The sequence below is a fragment of the Micromonospora sp. NPDC049497 genome, from assembly GCF_044465805.1.
Taxonomy (GTDB): domain Bacteria; phylum Actinomycetota; class Actinomycetes; order Mycobacteriales; family Micromonosporaceae; genus Micromonospora.
Map to the genome: position 1 here is coordinate 450,372 of NZ_JBITMC010000002.1, position 17,576 is coordinate 467,947.

General features: G+C 73.5%; 16 protein-coding genes. 10 read left to right on the plus strand and 6 right to left on the minus strand.

Annotated features, from left to right (window positions below; translation table 11 throughout):
- The first annotated feature begins 36 nt into the window (after positions 1 to 36).
- From ACIBR0_RS05375 to hisF, 4 genes are all read left to right on the plus strand, one after another.
- Positions 37 to 519, plus strand: a complete 483-nt coding sequence (locus tag ACIBR0_RS05375; protein WP_396712799.1) for a MarR family winged helix-turn-helix transcriptional regulator — start codon at positions 37 to 39, stop codon at positions 517 to 519.
- Between the two features lie 5 nt (positions 520 to 524).
- Entirely contained in the window at positions 525 to 956 is a 432-nt protein-coding gene (locus tag ACIBR0_RS05380; RefSeq protein WP_396712839.1) for an organic hydroperoxide resistance protein, read from the plus strand.
- A gap of 48 nt (positions 957 to 1,004) precedes the next feature.
- Complete coding sequence (locus ACIBR0_RS05385; protein ID WP_396712800.1) at positions 1,005 to 2,003, plus strand: NADP-dependent oxidoreductase; 999 nt, start codon at positions 1,005 to 1,007, stop codon at positions 2,001 to 2,003.
- Between the two features lie 126 nt (positions 2,004 to 2,129).
- A complete protein-coding gene (gene hisF, locus ACIBR0_RS05390) occupies positions 2,130 to 2,897 on the plus strand; it encodes an imidazole glycerol phosphate synthase subunit HisF (RefSeq protein ID WP_396712801.1) in 768 nt (255 codons plus the stop codon).
- A 57-nt stretch (positions 2,898 to 2,954) separates the two neighbouring features.
- On the opposite strand, the gene ACIBR0_RS05395 is transcribed toward hisF, so the two are convergent.
- Together ACIBR0_RS05395 and ACIBR0_RS05400 are read right to left on the minus strand one after the other, a co-directional pair.
- Positions 2,955 to 3,416, minus strand: coding sequence for a hypothetical protein (locus ACIBR0_RS05395; RefSeq protein WP_396712802.1), 462 nt, complete (start codon positions 3,414 to 3,416; stop codon positions 2,955 to 2,957).
- Positions 3,417 to 3,535: 119 nt separating this feature from the next.
- On the minus strand, positions 3,536 to 4,186 hold the full coding sequence (locus tag ACIBR0_RS05400) for a YitT family protein (RefSeq protein WP_396712803.1): 651 nt from the start codon (positions 4,184 to 4,186) through the stop codon (positions 3,536 to 3,538).
- Positions 4,187 to 4,244: 58 nt separating this feature from the next.
- On the opposite strand from ACIBR0_RS05400, the gene ACIBR0_RS05405 reads away from it, so the two are divergent.
- Genes ACIBR0_RS05405 through ACIBR0_RS05415 form a run of 3 tightly spaced genes read left to right on the plus strand, consistent with a single transcriptional unit; the run spans position 4,245 to position 8,412 of the window.
- Entirely contained in the window at positions 4,245 to 5,702 is a 1,458-nt protein-coding gene (locus ACIBR0_RS05405) for a PLP-dependent aminotransferase family protein (RefSeq protein ID WP_396712804.1), read from the plus strand.
- A gap of 57 nt (positions 5,703 to 5,759) precedes the next feature.
- A complete protein-coding gene (locus tag ACIBR0_RS05410; protein ID WP_396712805.1) occupies positions 5,760 to 7,058 on the plus strand; it encodes a low temperature requirement protein A in 1,299 nt (432 codons plus the stop codon).
- Between the two features lie 40 nt (positions 7,059 to 7,098).
- Complete coding sequence (locus tag ACIBR0_RS05415) at positions 7,099 to 8,412, plus strand: low temperature requirement protein A (protein ID WP_396712806.1); 1,314 nt, start codon at positions 7,099 to 7,101, stop codon at positions 8,410 to 8,412.
- Positions 8,413 to 8,454: 42 nt separating this feature from the next.
- Here ACIBR0_RS05415 and ACIBR0_RS05420 read toward each other — a convergent pair whose 3' ends face one another.
- The 3 genes from ACIBR0_RS05420 to ACIBR0_RS05430 form a co-directional block, all read right to left on the minus strand.
- Complete coding sequence (locus tag ACIBR0_RS05420; protein WP_357040186.1) at positions 8,455 to 10,281, minus strand: long-chain fatty acid--CoA ligase; 1,827 nt, start codon at positions 10,279 to 10,281, stop codon at positions 8,455 to 8,457.
- Positions 10,282 to 10,420: 139 nt separating this feature from the next.
- Positions 10,421 to 11,362 (minus strand): terpene synthase, encoded by a 942-nt coding sequence (locus tag ACIBR0_RS05425; protein WP_396712807.1) that lies wholly within the window; start codon positions 11,360 to 11,362, stop codon positions 10,421 to 10,423.
- 127 nt (positions 11,363 to 11,489) lie between these two features.
- Entirely contained in the window at positions 11,490 to 12,119 is a 630-nt protein-coding gene (locus tag ACIBR0_RS05430) for a TIGR03085 family metal-binding protein (RefSeq protein WP_396712808.1), read from the minus strand.
- Between the two features lie 182 nt (positions 12,120 to 12,301).
- Between ACIBR0_RS05430 and ACIBR0_RS05435 the strand changes: the two genes are divergently transcribed.
- The 3 genes from ACIBR0_RS05435 (at position 12,302) to ACIBR0_RS05445 (ending at position 16,864) form a co-directional block, all read left to right on the plus strand.
- The gene (locus ACIBR0_RS05435; protein WP_396712809.1) at positions 12,302 to 14,188 is read left to right on the plus strand and encodes an ABC transporter ATP-binding protein; all 1,887 of its coding nucleotides are present in this window, start codon (positions 12,302 to 12,304) and stop codon (positions 14,186 to 14,188) included.
- Between the two features lie 52 nt (positions 14,189 to 14,240).
- Positions 14,241 to 16,037: an ABC transporter ATP-binding protein gene (locus ACIBR0_RS05440; protein WP_396712810.1), complete on the plus strand. Its 1,797-nt coding sequence runs from the start codon at positions 14,241 to 14,243 to the stop codon at positions 16,035 to 16,037.
- Between the two features lie 65 nt (positions 16,038 to 16,102).
- Complete coding sequence (locus tag ACIBR0_RS05445; RefSeq protein ID WP_396712811.1) at positions 16,103 to 16,864, plus strand: DUF2470 domain-containing protein; 762 nt, start codon at positions 16,103 to 16,105, stop codon at positions 16,862 to 16,864.
- 96 nt (positions 16,865 to 16,960) lie between these two features.
- On the opposite strand, the gene ACIBR0_RS05450 is transcribed toward ACIBR0_RS05445, so the two are convergent.
- Positions 16,961 to 17,557, minus strand: coding sequence for a TetR family transcriptional regulator (locus ACIBR0_RS05450; RefSeq protein ID WP_396712812.1), 597 nt, complete (start codon positions 17,555 to 17,557; stop codon positions 16,961 to 16,963).
- Between the last annotated feature and the right edge of the window lie 19 nt (positions 17,558 to 17,576).

A 17,576-nucleotide genomic window follows, 5' to 3' on the forward strand; every position in this document is an offset into this window, starting at 1 on the left:
TTGTGCACAATTTAATTGGGGGCTACGTTCTTCGTCGTGACCGATGATCTGGTGCTGCGCCGGCAGGTGTGCTTCGCGCTCTACGCGGCGTCGCGCGCCCTCACCGACGTGTACCGGCCCGTCCTCGACGGGTTCGGGCTCACCTACCCGCAGTACCTGGTGCTGCTGGTCCTGTGGGAGCGCGACGCACGCGACACCGGGCACGACGCGCAGGCGCGGGAGGCCGACGGTCTCACCGTCTCCGAGCTCGGCGCGGCCCTGCGGTTGGACTCCGGCACGCTCTCCCCGCTGCTCAAGCGGCTGGAGGCGGCGGGCCTGGTGGTCCGGCGGCGGTCCGTGCGCGACGAGCGACGGGTGGAGGTGGGGCTGACCGCCGAGGGGCGGGCCCTGCGGGACCGGATGGACGACGTGCCGGCGTGCGTGGCCCGGGCGACCGGGTTGACCGCCGACGAGCTGTTCGCCCTCCGCGACACCCTCATCCGGGTCACCGACACGATCCACCGACAGAAGGAGCAGTGACGACCATGCAGGTGCTCTACACCGCCTCCGCCCGGGCCACCGGCGACGGCCGCGACGGTCACGTCAGCACCTCCGACGGCACGGTCGACCTTGACCTGGCCGTCCCGAAGGAGATGGGTGGCGCCGGCAACGCCGCCAACCCGGAGCAGCTCTTCGCCGCCGGCTACGCGGCCTGCTTCCACTCGGCGCTGCGGCTCGTCGCGCGCAGGGCCAAGGTCGACGTGACCGGCTCGGTCGTCGAGGCCGAGGTCGGCATCGGCCCCAACGGCAGCGGTGGCTTCGGGCTGACCGTGGCCCTCGTGGTCGACCTGCCGGCGGTGGAGCGTACGGCCGCCGAGCAGATCGTCGAGCAGGCCCACCAGGTCTGCCCCTACTCGAACGCGACCCGTGGCAACGTCGAGGTCGCCCGCACCGTCCGCGCGGCCCTGGCGTCCTGAGCGCCGCACCCGGTCCCCCTCGATCGCGCGCGACGAAAGGACGACACCGTGCGCACCAACCGTGAGATCCACCTGGCCTCCCGCCCGCAGGGCTGGCCGACCGCCGACACCTTCCGGCTCGTCGAGACGGAGGTGCCGACGCCGGGTCCGGGCCAGGTCGTGGTCCGCAACCTGTTCATGTCGGTCGACCCGTACATGCGGGGGCGGATGAACGACGTCAAGTCGTACGTGCCGCCCTTCGCGCTCGACGGCCCGCTCGACGGCGGCGCCGTCGGTGAGGTGGTGGCGAGCGAGGCCGAGGGGTTCGAGCCCGGCGACACCGTGCTGCACGGTCTCGGCTGGCGCGAGTACGCGCTGCTCGACGCGAAGGCAGCCCGCAAGGTCGACCCGACGCTGGCCCCGGTCAGCGCGTACCTGGGCGTGCTCGGCATGACCGGGCTCACCGCGTACGCCGGTCTGCTGGACGTCGCCGGCATGAAGGCCGGGGAGACCGTCTTCGTCTCCGCCGCCGCCGGCTCGGTGGGCAGCCTCGTCGGGCAGATCGCCAAGCTCAAGGGCGCCGCGCACGTCGTGGGCAGCGCGGGCTCGGCGGCGAAGGTCGAGCGGCTGAAGGCGCTCGGCTTCGACGCCGCGTTCGACTACCACGACCGGCCGGTCCGCGAGTCGCTGAAGGCCGCCGCCCCGGACGGGATCGACGTGTACTTCGACAACGTCGGTGGCGACCATCTGGAGGCGGCGATCTCGTCGATGCGCCTGCACGGTCGGGCCGCGATCTGCGGCATGATCGCGCAGTACAACGACACCGAGCCGCCGGCCGCGCCGCGCAACCTGGCGCTGGTCATCGGCAAGCGGCTGACCCTGCGCGGTTTCCTGGTCGGCGACCACGGCGGCCTGCGGAACCAGTTCGTCCAGGACATGGCGGGCTGGCTGCGCGACGGCAGCATCTCGTACGACGAGACGATCGTCGACGGCATCTCCAACGCCCCGGAGGCGTTCCTGGGCCTGCTGCGCGGCGAGAACCTCGGCAAGATGCTCGTCCGGCTGTAGTGAAAGGAAGGGCCCCTTCTTAACGCCTGCGGTAGAGGAAGGGTCCCCCGTTAACACGGCGCGACGCGGCGGTGGCCGGCCTCACTGGCCGGTCGCCGCCGCTTCCCGATTGGATAGGCTCACGGCATGACAGTGGCGGTACGGGTGATCCCGTGTCTGGACGTGGACGCCGGGCGGGTGGTCAAGGGGGTCAACTTCCTCGACCTGCGGGACGCCGGTGACCCGGTGGAGCTGGCCGCCGCGTACGACCGCGCGGGCGCGGACGAGTTGACCTTCCTGGACGTCACCGCGTCCTCCAGTGACCGGGGGACGATGCTCGACGTGGTCCGCCGCACCGCGGAGTCGGTCTTCATCCCGCTGACCGTGGGCGGTGGCGTCCGGCGGGTCGCCGACGTCGACACCCTGCTGCGCGCCGGCGCCGACAAGGTCGGCGTGAACACGGCCGCGATCGCCCGACCGGAGCTGATCGCCGAGATCGCCGACCGGTTCGGCCGGCAGGTGCTGGTGCTCTCGCTGGACGTCCGTCGCGCGCCCGCCGGCACCACGCCCAGCGGGTTCGAGGTCACCACCCACGGTGGCCGCCGGGGCACCGGCCTGGACGCGGTCGAGTGGGCGCGGCGCGGCGCGGAGCTGGGCGCGGGGGAGATCCTGCTCAACTCGATGGACGCCGACGGCACCAAGGCCGGTTTCGACCTCGACCTGATCGGCGCGGTGCGCCGGGTGGTGGACGTCCCGGTGGTGGCCAGCGGTGGTGCCGGCGAGGTCGCCCACTTCCCGCCGGCGATCGCCGCCGGCGCGGACGCGGTGCTCGCGGCGAGCGTCTTCCACTTCGGTGAGCTGTCCGTCGGGGAGGTCAAGGACGCGCTGCGCGGGGCGGGCCACCCGGTCCGCTGACGGTCCGCGCCCGGCGGCCTCCCGGCGGCGGTACGGGCGCACGCGCTCCCGGGCCGCTCAGCCCGCTCCGGGCCCGTTCTCCGGGGAGCGTCGGGGGGACGGGATCGAGCGCACCGCGTACTCCTGCACGGCCGCCGCGTGGTCTTCCTCGTCGAGGTGCCATTCCGCGCTGCCCGGGATGTGCGCGCGGCTCAACGCGCTCTGCACGGTGTCGACGGTGGTGGCCAGGCCGGCGTTCGGACGGGTGCGCCAGAGCCGTTCACCGTCGGGTGTGATGCGGAACCATCCGTCGGAGACGCTCACCAACCCCGCCCCGACGAGCCGGCGAACCGCGTGCTCCACCTCGTGACGCTCCGGGATCGCCTGGTTGAGGTGGTCGGCGGTGGAGAGGACGTCGGCGAGGCGTACACCCTCGGGTCGGCGGCTGGACGCGGCCCGCCGGTGTCGTCCGGCACCGCTCGCGATCACCAGCGAGACGAAGATCCAGGCGTCGCTCCACCGCCATCCGTTCTCCCCCATGTGGGGATTCTGCCGGGCGGCGCGGTGGAAGGGAACACCTGGGCCGACGCCGCGACGCACCGCCGACCGTCCGGACACCCACCGTTCTGGTGCGACCGGCGCCGCCGCGGTCGGGGCGCTCAGACGGCCGGGACCGGGGCCGGGTGTGCGGGAGGTGGGGCCGGCTCGGGCACGGTGACGAGGGGCAGGAAGAACTGGGTCAGCGGCCCGATGGCGAGCGCGTACGCGACGGTGCCGATCCACACCGTCCCGCCGAGCAGCGCGCCGAGGGCCAGCACGGCGATCTCGATGACGGTGCGCACCACGCGGACCGACCGCCCGGGCCGGCGGGCGACGAAGCCGGTCATCAGGCCGTCGCGGGGGCCGGGGCCGAAACGCGCGCCGAGGTAGAGCGCGGTGGCCGCGCCGTTGCCCACGATGCCGGCGACCAGCAGCCCGATCCGCACCGGGAGGGGGCCGTCCGGCGGCAGCAGGGCCAGGCTCGCGTCCACCGCAAGCCCGATCACCAGGACGTTGCTGACCGTGCCGAGGCCGGGGCGTTGACGCAGCGGGATCCAGAGCAGCAGCACCGCGGCGCCGACGAGGATCGACACCGTGCCGAAGGTGAGACCCGTCCGCTTCGAGACGCCCTCGTGGAAGACGTCCCAGGGGTTGAGGCCGAGCCCGGACTCGATCATCAGGGCCATGCTGAGGCCGTAGAGGACCAGGCCCGCGTAGAGCTGGGTCAGTCGCCGTGCCGGCCGATGCCGGAGATTGCCAATCAGTCTCACGCATGCCACTCTAGGGGCCAATTGGCGGCCCAGGAGAGGCCAATATCGGAGGGGTGGCATGACGAGTCAGGTGCGTGGCGCCCAATTGGCGCGGCTGCTCGGGCAGTGGCATGCACTCCCCGGCCGGCGGCGCAGTCCCGACTACGCCGCTCTCGCCGGTGCCGTCCGGGGCCTGCTGGCCGACGGACGCCTGCCCCTGGGCGTACGCCTGCCGGCCGAGCGGGAACTGGCGGAGGCGCTGCGGATCAGCCGGACCACCGTCACCGCCGCCTACCGGGAGCTGCGGGAGAGCGGCCACCTGGCCAGCCGCCGGGGCGCGGGCAGCTGGACCATGCTCCCCGGCAACCACCGGGTGGCCAGCACCGGCCTGTGGACCCCCTCCGACGACCGCGACATGATCGACCTGGGCGTCGCCGCGCTCGCCGCCCCGCCGGAGCTGCTGCCCGCCGCGCGCGCCGCTGCCGAGGACCTGCCGCGTTACCTGGGCGGCGCCGGCTACCACCCGACCGGGATCATCGAGCTGCGGGAGGCGGTGGCCCAGGCGTACGCCGAGCGGGGTCTGCCCACCTCGCCGGAGCAGATCATGGTCACCAACGGCACCCAGCACGCCCTGGACCTGGTGCTCCGGCTCGCGCACAGTCCGGGTGGCACGGTGCTCGTGGAAGCACCCAGCTACCCGAACGCGCTGGCCGCCCTCGCCGCCCGACGGGCCCGGATCACCACCCACGGCCTGGCGGTCACCGAGCCCGGCTGGGACGCCGACCTGCTGCTCGGCAGCCTCCGCCAGGTCCGCCCCAAGCTCGCGTACCTCATCCCCGACTTCCAGAACCCGACCGGTCACCTGATGCCGTCGGAGCTGCGCGAACGGGTGGTCGCCACCGCCCACGCGGTCGGCACCGACCTGGTCGTCGACGAGTCCTTCGTGGACCTGCCTCTGGACGGCACCGTGGTGCCACCACCCACCGCCAGCTTCGACCGGCACTCCCGGGTGGTCACCGTGGGCGGGATGAGCAAGCCCTTCTGGGGCGGCCTGCGGATCGGCTGGATCCGGGCCTCCGCCCCGCAGGTGCAGCGGCTCGCCGCCGCCCGGGTGGGCGTCGACATGGCCAGCCCGGTGCTGGACCAACTGGTCGCCGTGCACCTGCTCCGCGACGCCCCGGCCATCGTGGCCGCCCGTCGGGCCCAACTCACCGTGCAGCGCGACGCGCTGCTCGCGGCGCTCGCCGAGCGCCTGCCGGACTGGCGGGTGACGGTGCCCCACGGCGGCGTGACCCTCTGGGCCGAGCTGGACGGCCCGATCTCCAGCGCGCTGGCCCGGGCCGCCGAGGAGGTCGGCGTACGCCTGGCGCCCGGCCCCCGGTTCGGCCTGGACGGGACCCTGGAGCGGTTCCTGCGTCTGCCCTTCACCCTGCCCGCCGCCGACCTGGTCGAGGCGGTGGGACGCATCGCCGCGGTCCGGTACGACCTGGACCGGGCCGCGCGCCCCCGGTGGCGGGAACCCGCCGTCATCGCCTGAGAGCGGTGATTCTCCGAAGATCCGAACTGGCCGGGTAGCGGCTGGAAGACTGCCGGGGTGAGCAGGGGCGGCAGGTCGCGGTTGCTCAACCTGGGTGGTCCGGGGACCCGCGTCACGCGCCTCGAACTCTTCTACGACCTGGTCTTCGTCTTCGCGTTCTTCAACGTCACCACGCTCACCTCGGCCAATCTCAATCCCCGTACGCTGCTGGAGTCGCTGGCCGTGCTGGCCCTGCTCTGGTGGTGCTGGACCGGGTTCGCCGCCCTCGGCAACGTCGTGCGGGCCGACCAGGGGATCATGCCGGTTGTCGGCTTCCTGATCATGGCGGCGGTGTTCGTGCTCGCCCTGACCACGGCGGTGGCGTTCCGCGACGAGCCCGGCGGGCTGTCCGGGCCGCTCGTCTTCGCGAGCGCCTACCTGGTCACCTGGGTGCTGAAGGTGATCGCACTGTGGACCACCATCCCGCCCGACCGTGGCGCGGTCGGCCGGTCGGTGCTGCTCACCGTACCCACCATCGGCGGGGCCCTGGTCATCCTGGCGGCGGCGATGCTGCCGCAGCGCCTGGCGCCGGAGCACGAGCTGGACGTTCGGCTGGCGCTCTGGGCGGTGGCGCTGCTGGTCGAGTACACGGTGGGGTTCATGCTGACCCGTACCGGCTGGCGGCTGCGGTCGGTGGGTCACTGGGCGGAGCGGCATGCGCTCATCGTGCTGGTGGCGCTCGGCGAGTCGGTGATCGCTCTCGGGGTCGGCTCGACCAGCCGAGCCGGTCGGCCCATCACGGTGGCCGCCATCCTGGCCGCCGTCCTCGGCATCGCGGTCGTCGCGACGCTCTGGTGGCTCTACTTCGACCTGTTGGCATTCGCCGTCGAGCAGGTGCTGCACGGCGTACGCGGGCCGGAGCGGATCCCGCTGGCCCGCGACGTCTACACGTACCTGCACCTGCCGCTCATCGTCGGCATCATCCTGGTCGCACTGGGGCTGAAACGGCTGCTCGCCGGCCTGATCGCCGCGCCGCGCACCCCCGGGCGGGAGACGCTCGACGGCCTGGACCTCCTGGTGCTCCACGGCGGGGTCGTGATCTTCCTGCTGGCCCTGGTGGCGGTCGAGTGGCGGGCCTTCCGCCGGCTGGACCGCCTCTCGCTGGCGGCCGGCGCCCTGCTGGTGGCCGCCGCGCCGCTGGCCTACCGCATGCCGGTGCTGGCCGCGCTGGTCCTGCTCACCGGGTTCATGGGAGTGCTCGTGCTGGTCCGCCTGCGGACCACCCGCGACATGCGCACGCGGGTACGCGACACGGCGCTGGTCGAGCGGGAGTCGTTGGAGGCCGAGGCCAACCGGTGGCGTCGGCGACACCTGTGAACTGGTCTGCGGACGTTCCCCGACCTGGGAGACTGCCGAGGTGGAGAGCGCGGGGAACGTGCGGTGGTCGCGGCGGATCCGGCCGAGCGCGCCGGGTTCGCGGACCACCCGCCTCGAACTCTTCTACGATCTCGTCTTCGTCTTCGCCTTCCTCACCGTCACCACCCTGACCGCCAGCGACGCCACCGCCCGAGGGCTGGCGCACGGACTGCTGGTGCTGGCTCTGCTCTGGTGGTGCTGGACGGGGTTCGCCGCCCTGGGCAACGTGGTCCGGACCGACCAGGGTGCCATACCGCTGATCGGGTTCCTCACCACGGCCGCCCTCTTCGTTCTCGCGATCGGCATGCCGCAGGCCTTCGTCGACCAGCCCGGCGGGCTGCCCGGCCCGCTGGTCTTCGCCGCGTGCTACTTCGTCGTCCGCGCCGCCCAGGTGGGCGTCCTCGGGTGGGTGGTGCGCGCCGACCCGCCGCTGCGACGCCACTGGCTGCTGCTCGCGCTCCCGCCCGTGGTGGCGACCGTGCTGATCGCCACCGCCGCGCTCGTGCCGCAGCGGTTCACCGACGAACGGGTGGCGATCGGCGTCCGGCTCGGGCTGTGGATCGCGGCCCTGGCGGTCGAGTACGGCGTCGGCCTGGTGTTGTGGGGCACCGGCTGGGTGGTGGTCTCGGCCGGCCACCTGGCCGAGCGGCACGCCCTGATCATCCTCGTCGCGCTGGGCGAGTCGATCATCGCCCTCGGCTTCGGCCCCGGGTTCACCGCGGGCCTGCCGCTCAGCTGGCCGGTGGTCCTCGCGGGGACGCTCGGCATCGTGGTCGTCGCGTCGTTCTGGTGGTCGTACTTCGACACCCTCGCCCTGGCCCTGGAGCAGACGCTGCACCGCACCCGGGAGCGGGTCGCCCGGCTCCGGCTGGCCCGCGACGCCTACACGTACCTGCACCTGCCGCTGATCGCGGGAATCATCCTGTTCGCGCTCGGCCTCAAGGGCCAGCTGGCCGAGGCGGCCGACCCGGCCACTCCCCGGTGGGGCGAGCGGCTCGGGATCTTCGACGCCCTCGTCCTCCACGGCGGGGCCACTGTCTACCTGCTCACGCTGGCCGCCCTCGGCCGGCGCGTGCTGGGCATCGCGCGCTGGCCGTCCGTCGCGGCGGTGGCGGTGCTGGTCCTGCTGACGCCCGTCGCGGCCGGGCTCCGGGAGCTGATCGCGCTTGCGGTGCTCGCGCTCGTGGTGGCCTCGGCGACGGTGGTGCAGACGGTCGTCGACACGCCGCGCCGGCGGCACGTCCGGCAGGTGGCGCTGGAGGAGCAGCTCGCCGCCGAGGCCGACCAGACCCGGTGGCGAGGTGAGCACCTGTGACGCCGTGGCCCCGCCCCGACGGGCGGGGCCACGGCGGCGTGCTCACAGCTCGGCGAGCGTCCCGGCGTACATCTTGTCGATCTCGGCCGCGAAGTTGCTCTCCACGCCCCGCCGCTTGATCTTCAACGACGGGGTGATCTCACCGTCCTCGATGGTGAGGTCGCGCGGCAGGATGGTGACCTTCTTGATCGTCTCCCACCGGTTGAGCTTGGCGTTGAGCTGCGCCACGTACTCCTCGACCATGGCCTGCGCCTCGGGCGAGGAGACGATCTCGGCGTAGCTGCGACCCTCCAACGGCGTCCCCGCGGCCCAGCCCTTGATGGCGTCCGGGTCGAGGGTGACCAGCATGGTGCAGTAGTTGCGGGCCTGGCCGATCACCACGGCCTGCGAGGTGTACGGGCAGGTCGCCTTGAACATGCCCTCGATGTGCGACGGCGCGATGTACTTGCCGCCCGACGTCTTGACCAGGTCCTTCTTGCGGTCGGTGATCCGCAGGTAGCCGTCGTCGTCCAGGCTGCCGATGTCACCGGTACGGAAGAAGCCGTCCTCGGTGAAGGCGGCGGCGGTCTCCTCGGGCAGGTTGTGGTACCCGCGCATCACCGGGCGGCCCTTGACCAGGATCTCGCCGTCGGTGTCGATCTTGCACTCCAGGTCGCCCATGGCCTGGCCGACGGTGCCGATGCGGAGCCCGCCCGGCCGGTTGACGAAGTTGCCGGCGCTGGTCTCGGTGAGGCCGTAGCCCTCGGAGATCGGCAGGTTGGCGGCGGCGAAGAAGGTGGCGATCTCGGGGCTGAGCGGGGCGGCGCCGGAGACGAGCACCCGGATCCGGCCGCCGAGGCGGGCCTGGAGCTTGCTGAACACCAGCTTCTCCGCCACCGCGTACTTCAGCTTCAACCCGGCGGGGACCGGCTTGCCGGCCTGCTCCAGGGTGACCTTCTCCTTGCCCACGGCGACGCCCCAGGCGAAGATCTTCGCCTTCGCGCCGCCGGCGCCCTGGGCGGTGGTGACGGCCTTGTTGTAGACCTTCTCGAACACCCGCGGCGCGCCGCACATCAGCGTCGGCTTGACCACGCCGAGCATGTCGACGAGCCGGTCCACCCGGCCGTCGACGTACGTCGGCAGGCCGACGTGGATGCTGCCGCAGATCAGCGTCTTGCCGAACGAGTGCGACAGCGGCAGCCAGAGGTAGTGCAGGTCGCCGTCGCGCAGCAGGCTGGTCTGGGCCTGGACGACGCCCTCCCAGCACCAGCCGCCGTGCAGCAGCTCGACGCCCTTCGGGCGGCCGGTGGTGCCGGAGGTGTAGATCAGGGTGGCCAGGTGGTCCGGACCGATCCCGGCGACCAGCATCTCGATCAGGTCCGGTTCGGCGGCGAGCGCCCGGGCGCCCTGCTCCTCCAGCTCGGCGAGGGTCAGCTGGGGGACGGCCGCGGTGGGGTCGGCGGCGCCGTCGAGGAGCACCACATGGGTGAGCCGCGGCAGGTCCGCGCCCGCGATCTTTTTGGCCTGGGCCGGGTTCTCGGCGAACAGCACCCGGGAGCCCGAGTCCGCGATGATGTAGGTCGCGTCCTCCGGCTCCGTGGTCGGGTAGACCGTCGTGGTCGCGCCGCCGGCGCACATGATGCCGAGGTCGGCGAGCACCCAGTCGAGCCGGGTGTTCGCCAGGATCGCCACCGGATCCTCCTGACCGACGCCGAGCCCGTGCAGCCCGGCGGCGATCGCCTTGGCGCGGTGGGCCACCTGCTCCCAGGTCAACCAGACCGGTCCGGAGTCGTCGGGGGCCGGGTGGGCGAACGCGTGGGCGTCGGGAGTCGCCGCGACACGCTTCAGGAACATGTCAGGAATGGAGCGGTACGGTACATCGAGAGCCATCGCTGTAGCCGCCTTCGGGGGTGGTGACGTGACCACCGTCACGTCAATATCGGTTACCGAAGAGTATTGCCTGCACCCGGGCCTCGGCTAGCCCGGGTGATCCGGCGCGGGTGTCGTCCCGCGAGGTGGAACGCGTTTGTCAGGCGTACCGGGCGGCGACACGGGACCAGTCGTAGGTGGCCCGGATCCAGTGGCGCCGCCCCCGCAGCACCGGCCGCACCGCCGCACCGCCGGTCGCCAGGAGGGCCGCCTCCGCCTCGAGGTACGCCGCCAGCGCCCGGTTGAACCGGTCCGCCGCCGCCCGGAGGGCCGACGCCTCGTCGCCGCCGGTCTCCGCGGCGATCACGCTGACCAGGTTGTGGACGTCCGGGCCGGCACGGTTCTCCTTGCCGTAGGAGAAGACGTCGTTGCACCAGCAGATCAGGTCGGCGGCGAGCAGGTCGAGGGCGGCCAGCGCCGGCTCGGCGCGCAGCGTGGGCCCGGCCGCCGCGCCGATGGCCAAATCGGTGAGGGTGAGGGTGGGTGGCACGCCGCCGGTGTGGCGGCGCATCTGCACGTACTCCCGCACCCCGGGGGTTCGGGAGTGCTCGCGGTTGGCCGCCTCCCAGAGCAACGCCATGAGGTACTGCCGGACCTGGCTCGCGAAGCGCAGGAACATCCCGGCGTGCCCCGACACCCGGACGCGGCGGCACAGGTCGTCCAGCGCGTCGCCGAGCGCCCCGCCCCCGGTGGGCAACGGCGCCGTCGGGTCACCGTGGCGGTCCAGCACGTCGAGCAGGACGGCCACGGTCGGTGCCAGTCGGGTGGGCGCGTCGCCGAGGCCGTCCTCGTCGCAGGTGTCGTCCATGACGAACAGCCAGCAGACCAGGTCGGCCAGCAGCCGCAGCTGGCCGACCGGGCCGTCCGGGCAGGCCCGCCCGGCCAGGCCGGCGGGATCGGCCCGCTGTAGCCGGTGACCGTTAGTGATCAAACCGAAATGCCGCGCCCACGCCAGGCTCTCCTCGGCCACCCGGTCCGTGGCCTCGTGCCGACGTGCAGGGAAGGGGGGCTCGTGCAGCGCCGAGATCGCGAAGGTTCGCATGGGCGTCCCCCTGTCGCGCCGCCCGGGGCGGGACGGCGCGGCACAGCGTACGGGAGCGCGCCGGGAACATCGAGCCGCAGTGCGACGCCGTCCCGCGCGGGGGGTGTGGCCGTTTACGTACAGTCCGTTACATGCCCAGGTCGGCGCTGCGGAGGCGCTCCACCGCCGCCGCCGGCCCGGCCACCTGCACCCGCGCCACGCGCTGCCGGCCGGAGAGGAAGAGGGCCAGCTCGCCGGGAGCCCCCACCACGCGGACCGGCTCGCCGCCCCGACCCACCGACAGCTCGCCGTAGCCGGGCGCCTGTACGAAGACGTCGGCCGGGAACCGGCGCAGCCCGAGACGGGCCAGCGGTGCGACCCGCCTCCACAACGCGCGGTGCAGCCCGGCGGGCAGGTCCCGTGGCATCCAGCCCGGGCGGGCACGCCGCACGTCCTCGTGGTGGATGAAGAACTCCATCGTGTTGACCAGCTCGTCGGTCAACCGGTTGCTGACCGGGCTCCACGCCGGCGGCCGGCGCACCTGGCCGACCAGCCGGGACCACGGCTGGGCCGCGAGCCGGCGCCGGACGCGCTCGGCGTGCCCGCGCAGCGGGGGCAGCAGGATGCCGCCGGCGGCGTCCGGCCGGCGTTCCCGCAGCACCAGATGGGCGGCCAGGTCCCGCGTGGCCCACCCCTCGTTGAGCGTCGGTGCGTCCGGTCCCAGCGTTCCGAAGAGATCGGCGAGCGCCTCGCGCTCCGATCGGGCGTACCGCGGCATGGCCACGATCCTAGGGCGGGCGGGCCCACGCCGCCGGTGGAGCGCTGGTCGGCGCGGGCCGCGCGGCGTGGCGTCCGGTCGTCGCGCGGACGTGACGCTGGACATAGGGCTCCCGGGTCAGCGGAGCGGTCCCACAGCGGTAAGGATGGGAGAGATAATTGCGGCTTACGGCGGGGGAGAGTGTGGCGACCAGGACAAGTCGGGACGTGCTCGCCCGAGGGCTCGTCGTCCTCGGGAAGGCGATCCGGGAGCAGCCGCGGATCTTCGCGGTCGCGGTGAGCGGCAGCGTGCTGTTCGGTCTGATGGTGATCGGCAGCGCGTACGTGGTCGGCGGGGTGGTCGGCGACGTGGTGCTGCCGGCGATCGAGCGCGGCTCGGTGGAGGTCGGCGCGCTCGCCCTGGCCGCGGCGACGCTGTTCGGCATCAGCGTGCTCCGGGTGGTGGGCATCTTCGGCCGGCGCCTCGGTGCCGGCTACATGCAGTACCGCCTCCAGGCCGCCTACCGCCGCCGGGTCACCCGCCGCTACCTGGACCTCCCGCTGTCCTGGCACCACCGCAACGCCACCGGCACCCTGCTGTCCAACGCCAACTCCGACGTGGAGGCGGCGTGGTACCCGATCGCCCCGCTGCCGTTCGCCGTCGGCACGCTGGTGATGCTGGTCGGAGCGGTGGGCGCGCTGTTCGTCACGGACTGGGCGCTGGCCCTGGTCGGGCTCGCGGTCTTCCCGGCGCTGTTCGCGCTCAACGTCGTCTACAGCCGCCGGATGGCTCCCCGGCAGGCCCGGGCGCAGCTGCTGCGCGCCGAGGTCAGCGGCATCGCCCACGAGAGCTTCGACGGCGCGCTGGTGGTCAAGACGATGGGCCGGGAGGCGCAGGAGACCGACCGGTTCGCCGGCCACGCCCGGGAGCTACGCGACGCCCTGGTCGCGGTGGGCCGCCTCCGCGGGGTCTTCGACCCGATGCTGGAGACCCTGCCCAGCCTCGGCACCCTCGCGGTGCTGGTGGTCGGCACCATCCGGCTGCGGCAGGGCGCGATCAGCGTCGCGGAACTGGTCAGCGTGGCGTTCCTGTTCACCGTGCTGGCCTTCCCGGTCCGCGCGATCGGCTGGGTGCTCGCCGAGCTGCCCCGCAGCGTCGCCGGCTGGGACCGGGTGCGCCGGGTGCTCGACGCGACCGGCGAGATGCCGTACGGCGAGAGGGTCCTCGACCCCGCCGACCCCCGACCCGCCACGCTGGCCTTCTCCGACGTGCACTTCGCGTACGAGCCGGCCGAGGCGCACCTGCCCGGCACCGAGGTGCTGGGCGAGGTCACCTTCACCGTCCCGGCCGGCCGGACCGTCGCCCTGGTCGGCCCGACCGGCTCCGGCAAGTCCACCATCGCGTCGCTCGCCGTCCGCCTGGTCGACCCGCACGCCGGCTCGGTCAGCGTCGACGGTGTCGACGTCCGCGACCTCACCGCCGCCTCGCTGGCCAGCACCGCCGCGCTCGTCGCCCAGGTGCCGTTCGTCTTCGACGACACCGTGCGGGCCAACATCACCCTGGACCGGCCGGGCATCGGCGACGAGGACGTGTGGGCGGCCCTGCGGCTGGCCGAGGCGGACGGCTTCGTCGCCGCTCTCCCCGAGGGCCTGGACACGCGGGTCGGTGAGCGGGGCACCTCGCTCTCCGGCGGCCAGCGGCAGCGGCTCACCCTCGCCCGCGCGCTCGCCGGCCGCCCCCGACTGCTGGTGCTCGACGACGCGACCAGCGCCGTGGACCCGCGGGTGGAGGCCGCCATCCTGGCCGGTCTGCGCTCGTCCACGGGTGCGGCGGGAGCGCCGGCGGCGTCGATCCTGGTGGTCGCGTACCGGCGGGCGACCATCGCCCTCGCCGACGAGGTCGTCTACCTGGAGCAGGGGCGGGTGATCGCCCGGGGTACGCACACCGAGCTGCTCGCCACCGTTCCCGGCTACGCCGACCTGGTCACCGCCTACGAGCAGGCGGAGGTCGAGCAGGCCGAGCAGCGCACGTACGCCGACGAGGTCACGCCGCCGCTGGCGTCCGGCCTGGAGATCGAGGTGGACCGGTGAGCGCGAGGAGTGAGCTTGCGAGCCCCGCAGTCGCGAACGAAAGGCCAGTCCGGTGAGCAGCAGCACCACGACGACCCCGGAGGAGGGGCGCACCGAGCCGGCCGAGACGACCTGGCAGACGCTGCGGCGAGGGCTCGCGCTCTCCCCGGAGCTGCGGGTGGGCCTCGCCGGCACGCTGGGCCTGGCGCTCGTCTACATGGTCGGCCGGGCGGCGGTGCCGGTCGCCGTCCAGCAGGGCATCGACAGGGGCATCCTCGGCGGACTCGACCTGGGCGTGGTCTGGACGGTGGTCGCCGTGACCGCCGCGGTGTTGGTGGTGACCACGCTCTGCGGCTACCTGATGATGCGCCGGCTCTTCACCGTCAGCGAGACCGCGCTGGCCAACGTGCGGGTCCGGGCGTTCCGGCACGTCCACGACCTGTCGATGCTGCACCAGCAGTCCGAGCGGCGCGGCTCACTGGTCTCCCGGGTCACCAGTGACGTCGACCAGATCACCCAGTTCCTCCAGTGGGGCGGCGTGATCCTGTTGATCAACCTCGGTCAGCTGGTCGTGACGACGCTGGTCATGTTCGTGTACTCCTGGCAGTTGACCCTGGTGGTGTTCGCCGCGTTCCTGCCGGCGGTGTTCGTGATCCGGGCGCTGCAACGTCGGCTCGCCGGGGCGTACGGGGTGGTCCGGCAGCGCACCGGCACCCTGCTGGGGACGATCGCCGAGAGCGTGGTGGGCGCGCCGGTGATCCGGGCGTACGGGATCGCCGGGCGCACCGCCCGTCGCCTCGACGAGGCGATCGACAGCCAGCGGCGCGCGCAGCAGAAGGCGATCCGGATCAGCATCCTGGGCAGCTCGGTCGGCGAGCTGGCCGCCGGGGTGGCGCTGGCCGGTGTGGTGGTGCTCGGGGTGACCCTCGGCGCCGACCGGAGTCTCAGCATCGGCGAGGTGACGGCCTTCCTGTTCCTGGTCACGCTCTTCATCCAGCCGGTGCAGATCGCCACCGAGGTGCTCAACGAGGCGCAGAACGCGATCGCCGGCTGGCGCCGGGTGCTGGACGTGCTGGACGTCGAGCCGGACGTCGCCGATCCGGGGAGCCAGGGCCGCGACCTGCCGTCGGGCCCGCTGGACATCCGGTTCGCCGGGGTGCGGTTCGCCTACCCGGGCGGCGCCCCGGTGCTGCACGACATCGAGGTGGAGATTCCGGCGAAGAGCCGGGTGGCGATCGTGGGGGAGACCGGCAGCGGCAAGACCACCTTCGCGAAGCTGGTCACCCGGTTGATGGACCCCACCGAGGGCGCGGTGCTGCTCTCCGGTGTGCCGCTGGACCGGGTGCGGTTCGCCTCGCTGCGGTCCCGGGTGGTGATGGTGCCGCAGGACGGCTTCCTGTTCGACGCGACGGTGGCGGACAACGTCCGCTTCGCCCGTCCGGACCTGACCGACGCGCAGCTCACGACGGCCTTCACCGAGCTGGGGCTGGCCGACTGGCTGGAGGGGCTGCCGTCGGGGCTGCACACGCCGGTGGGGGAGCGCGGCGAGGCGCTGAGTGTGGGGGAGCGGCAGCTCGTGGCGCTGGCCCGGGCGTACGTCGCCGACCCGGACCTGCTGGTGCTGGACGAGGCGACCAGCGCGGTCGACCCGGCCACGGAGGTGCGGTTGCAGCGCACCCTGGACGCGGTGACCCGGGGACGGACGACGCTCGCCATCGCGCACCGGCTCTCCACCGCCCAGTCCGCCGACGAGGTGATCGTGGTGGACCGGGGGCGGATCGTGCAGCGCGGCCCGCACGACGAATTGGTGCGCGACCCCGAGTCGATCTATGGCCTGCTCTACGCCTCGTGGCTGGAACAGACCAGGTAGACGCGACGGTCGCGGTGCTCTACCCTCCAAGTTAGGTGAGCCTAACCTACTGAGGAGGTCGTGCCGTGCGACCCAGCCCCGCGGAGATCGTCCGCACCCTCGTCGCGGGCCGGCTGCCCGGTCTCGTCCACGTGGCGCACCGGCCCGGCCCGCACCACGCCCGGCACGTCACCGACCCGGACGGGCGGGTGCTCCTGCTCGTGCCCGTGGTCAGTAACCTCGCGGCCGCGCTGCGCCCGGTCGACGGTGGCACCGACGTACCGGCGGTCCTGGACGTCCTGGACCTGCCGCCGTCGGCCGGCGCGCCGTCGCTGGGCCGGGCCTGGGTCTCCGGCTGGGCCACGCCGCTGCACGGGACCGAGGCCCGCGCCGCCGCGCTGGACTTCGCGGCCGTGGAGCCGACCGGTGACCTGCTCGACGTCGGCGCCCGCTTCCGCCTCTTCCGCTTCGAGGTGGCCGAGGCCCGCTGGGAACGCGCCGGCGCCGTGCGCCGGATCGACCCCGGGGCGTACGCGGAGGCCGAGCCGGATCCGCTGCACGCCGCCGAGGGGGGCCTGCTGGCCGACCTCGCCGACCAGCACGCCGACCGGATGGCCGCGTACCTGCGTCGGCAGCTCGGCCTGGCCGACGGCGGCCCGGGGACCGCGCCGCGGGTGGTCCGGCTGGACCGGTACGGGATGCTCGTCGCGTACGGCCGGCCGGCCGCCCGTCGCCGCGCCCGGCTGACCTTCCCGCGTCCGCTGGCCGAACCGGCGGACCTGGCCCGCCTGCTGCGCCCGGTGCTGCGCCCCTGCGCCGGCACCCCGCGCCCCGCCGAGCACGCCTGACCCGCGCGCGCCGCGCACCGCGCTCCCGGCGCTGCGGCGCCGAGGTGTTAATAGGGGGCCCTTGTACAACGCCAGGCGTTAAGAAGGGGCCCTTCCTTACACCGTGAGGGGGGCGGTGAGGTAGCGCTGGAGGGTCGGCGCGACGGCGGCGACGAGCAGCTCCGGATCGGCGGAGGCGGCCGGCTCCAGTTTCACCACGTGCCGGACCATGGCCAGCCCCATGAGCTGGCTCGCCACCAGCGAGCCGCGCATGGGCAGCTCCGCCGGGTCGACGTCGAGGTGCTCCAGGACCCGCCGGAGCACCTGGGTGGTGATGAACTCGCGCAGCAGCCGGGCGGTCCACTCGTTGCTGAGCGCCGAGCGCAGCAGGGCCACCCCGGCGGTGCCGGCGGGCGAGTCCCACACCCCGAGGAACGTCCGTGCCAGTCGTTCGCCGATGCCGTCCCGGTCCCCGGCGAGCACCGCCGGCAGCAGCTCACCCGGGTTCAGCGGCGCGTTCATCGCCGCCAGGAAGAGCTGGTCCTTGTTGCCGAAGTAGTGGTGCACCAGCGCCGGGTCCACCCCGGCGGCGGCGGCGATGGCGCGGATCGAGGCGGCGTCGTAGCCCCGGTCCGCGAACGCGTCGCGTGCCGCCCGCAGGATCGCCTCCCGGGTGTCCGGGTTGCCCGGTCGCCGTCCCGTTCGCCGCGCCATCGCCGTCCTTCGTCCCTTT

Bases quoted from the DNA above. Each gene is read 5' to 3' on its own strand.
- ACIBR0_RS05380 (WP_396712839.1), top strand. From the start codon at position 525: ATGCAGGTGCTCTACACCGCCTCCGCCCGGGCCACCGGCGACGGCCGC.
- hisF (WP_396712801.1), top strand. From the start codon at position 2,130: ATGACAGTGGCGGTACGGGTGATCCCGTGTCTGGACGTGGACGCCGGG.
- ACIBR0_RS05395 (WP_396712802.1), bottom strand. From the start codon at position 3,416: ATGGGGGAGAACGGATGGCGGTGGAGCGACGCCTGGATCTTCGTCTCG.
- ACIBR0_RS05405 (WP_396712804.1), top strand. From the start codon at position 4,245: ATGACGAGTCAGGTGCGTGGCGCCCAATTGGCGCGGCTGCTCGGGCAG.
- ACIBR0_RS05420 (WP_357040186.1), bottom strand. From the start codon at position 10,281: ATGGCTCTCGATGTACCGTACCGCTCCATTCCTGACATGTTCCTGAAG.
- ACIBR0_RS05425 (WP_396712807.1), bottom strand. From the start codon at position 11,362: ATGCGAACCTTCGCGATCTCGGCGCTGCACGAGCCCCCCTTCCCTGCA.
- ACIBR0_RS05430 (WP_396712808.1), bottom strand. From the start codon at position 12,119: ATGCCGCGGTACGCCCGATCGGAGCGCGAGGCGCTCGCCGATCTCTTC.
- ACIBR0_RS05450 (WP_396712812.1), bottom strand. From the start codon at position 17,557: ATGGCGCGGCGAACGGGACGGCGACCGGGCAACCCGGACACCCGGGAG.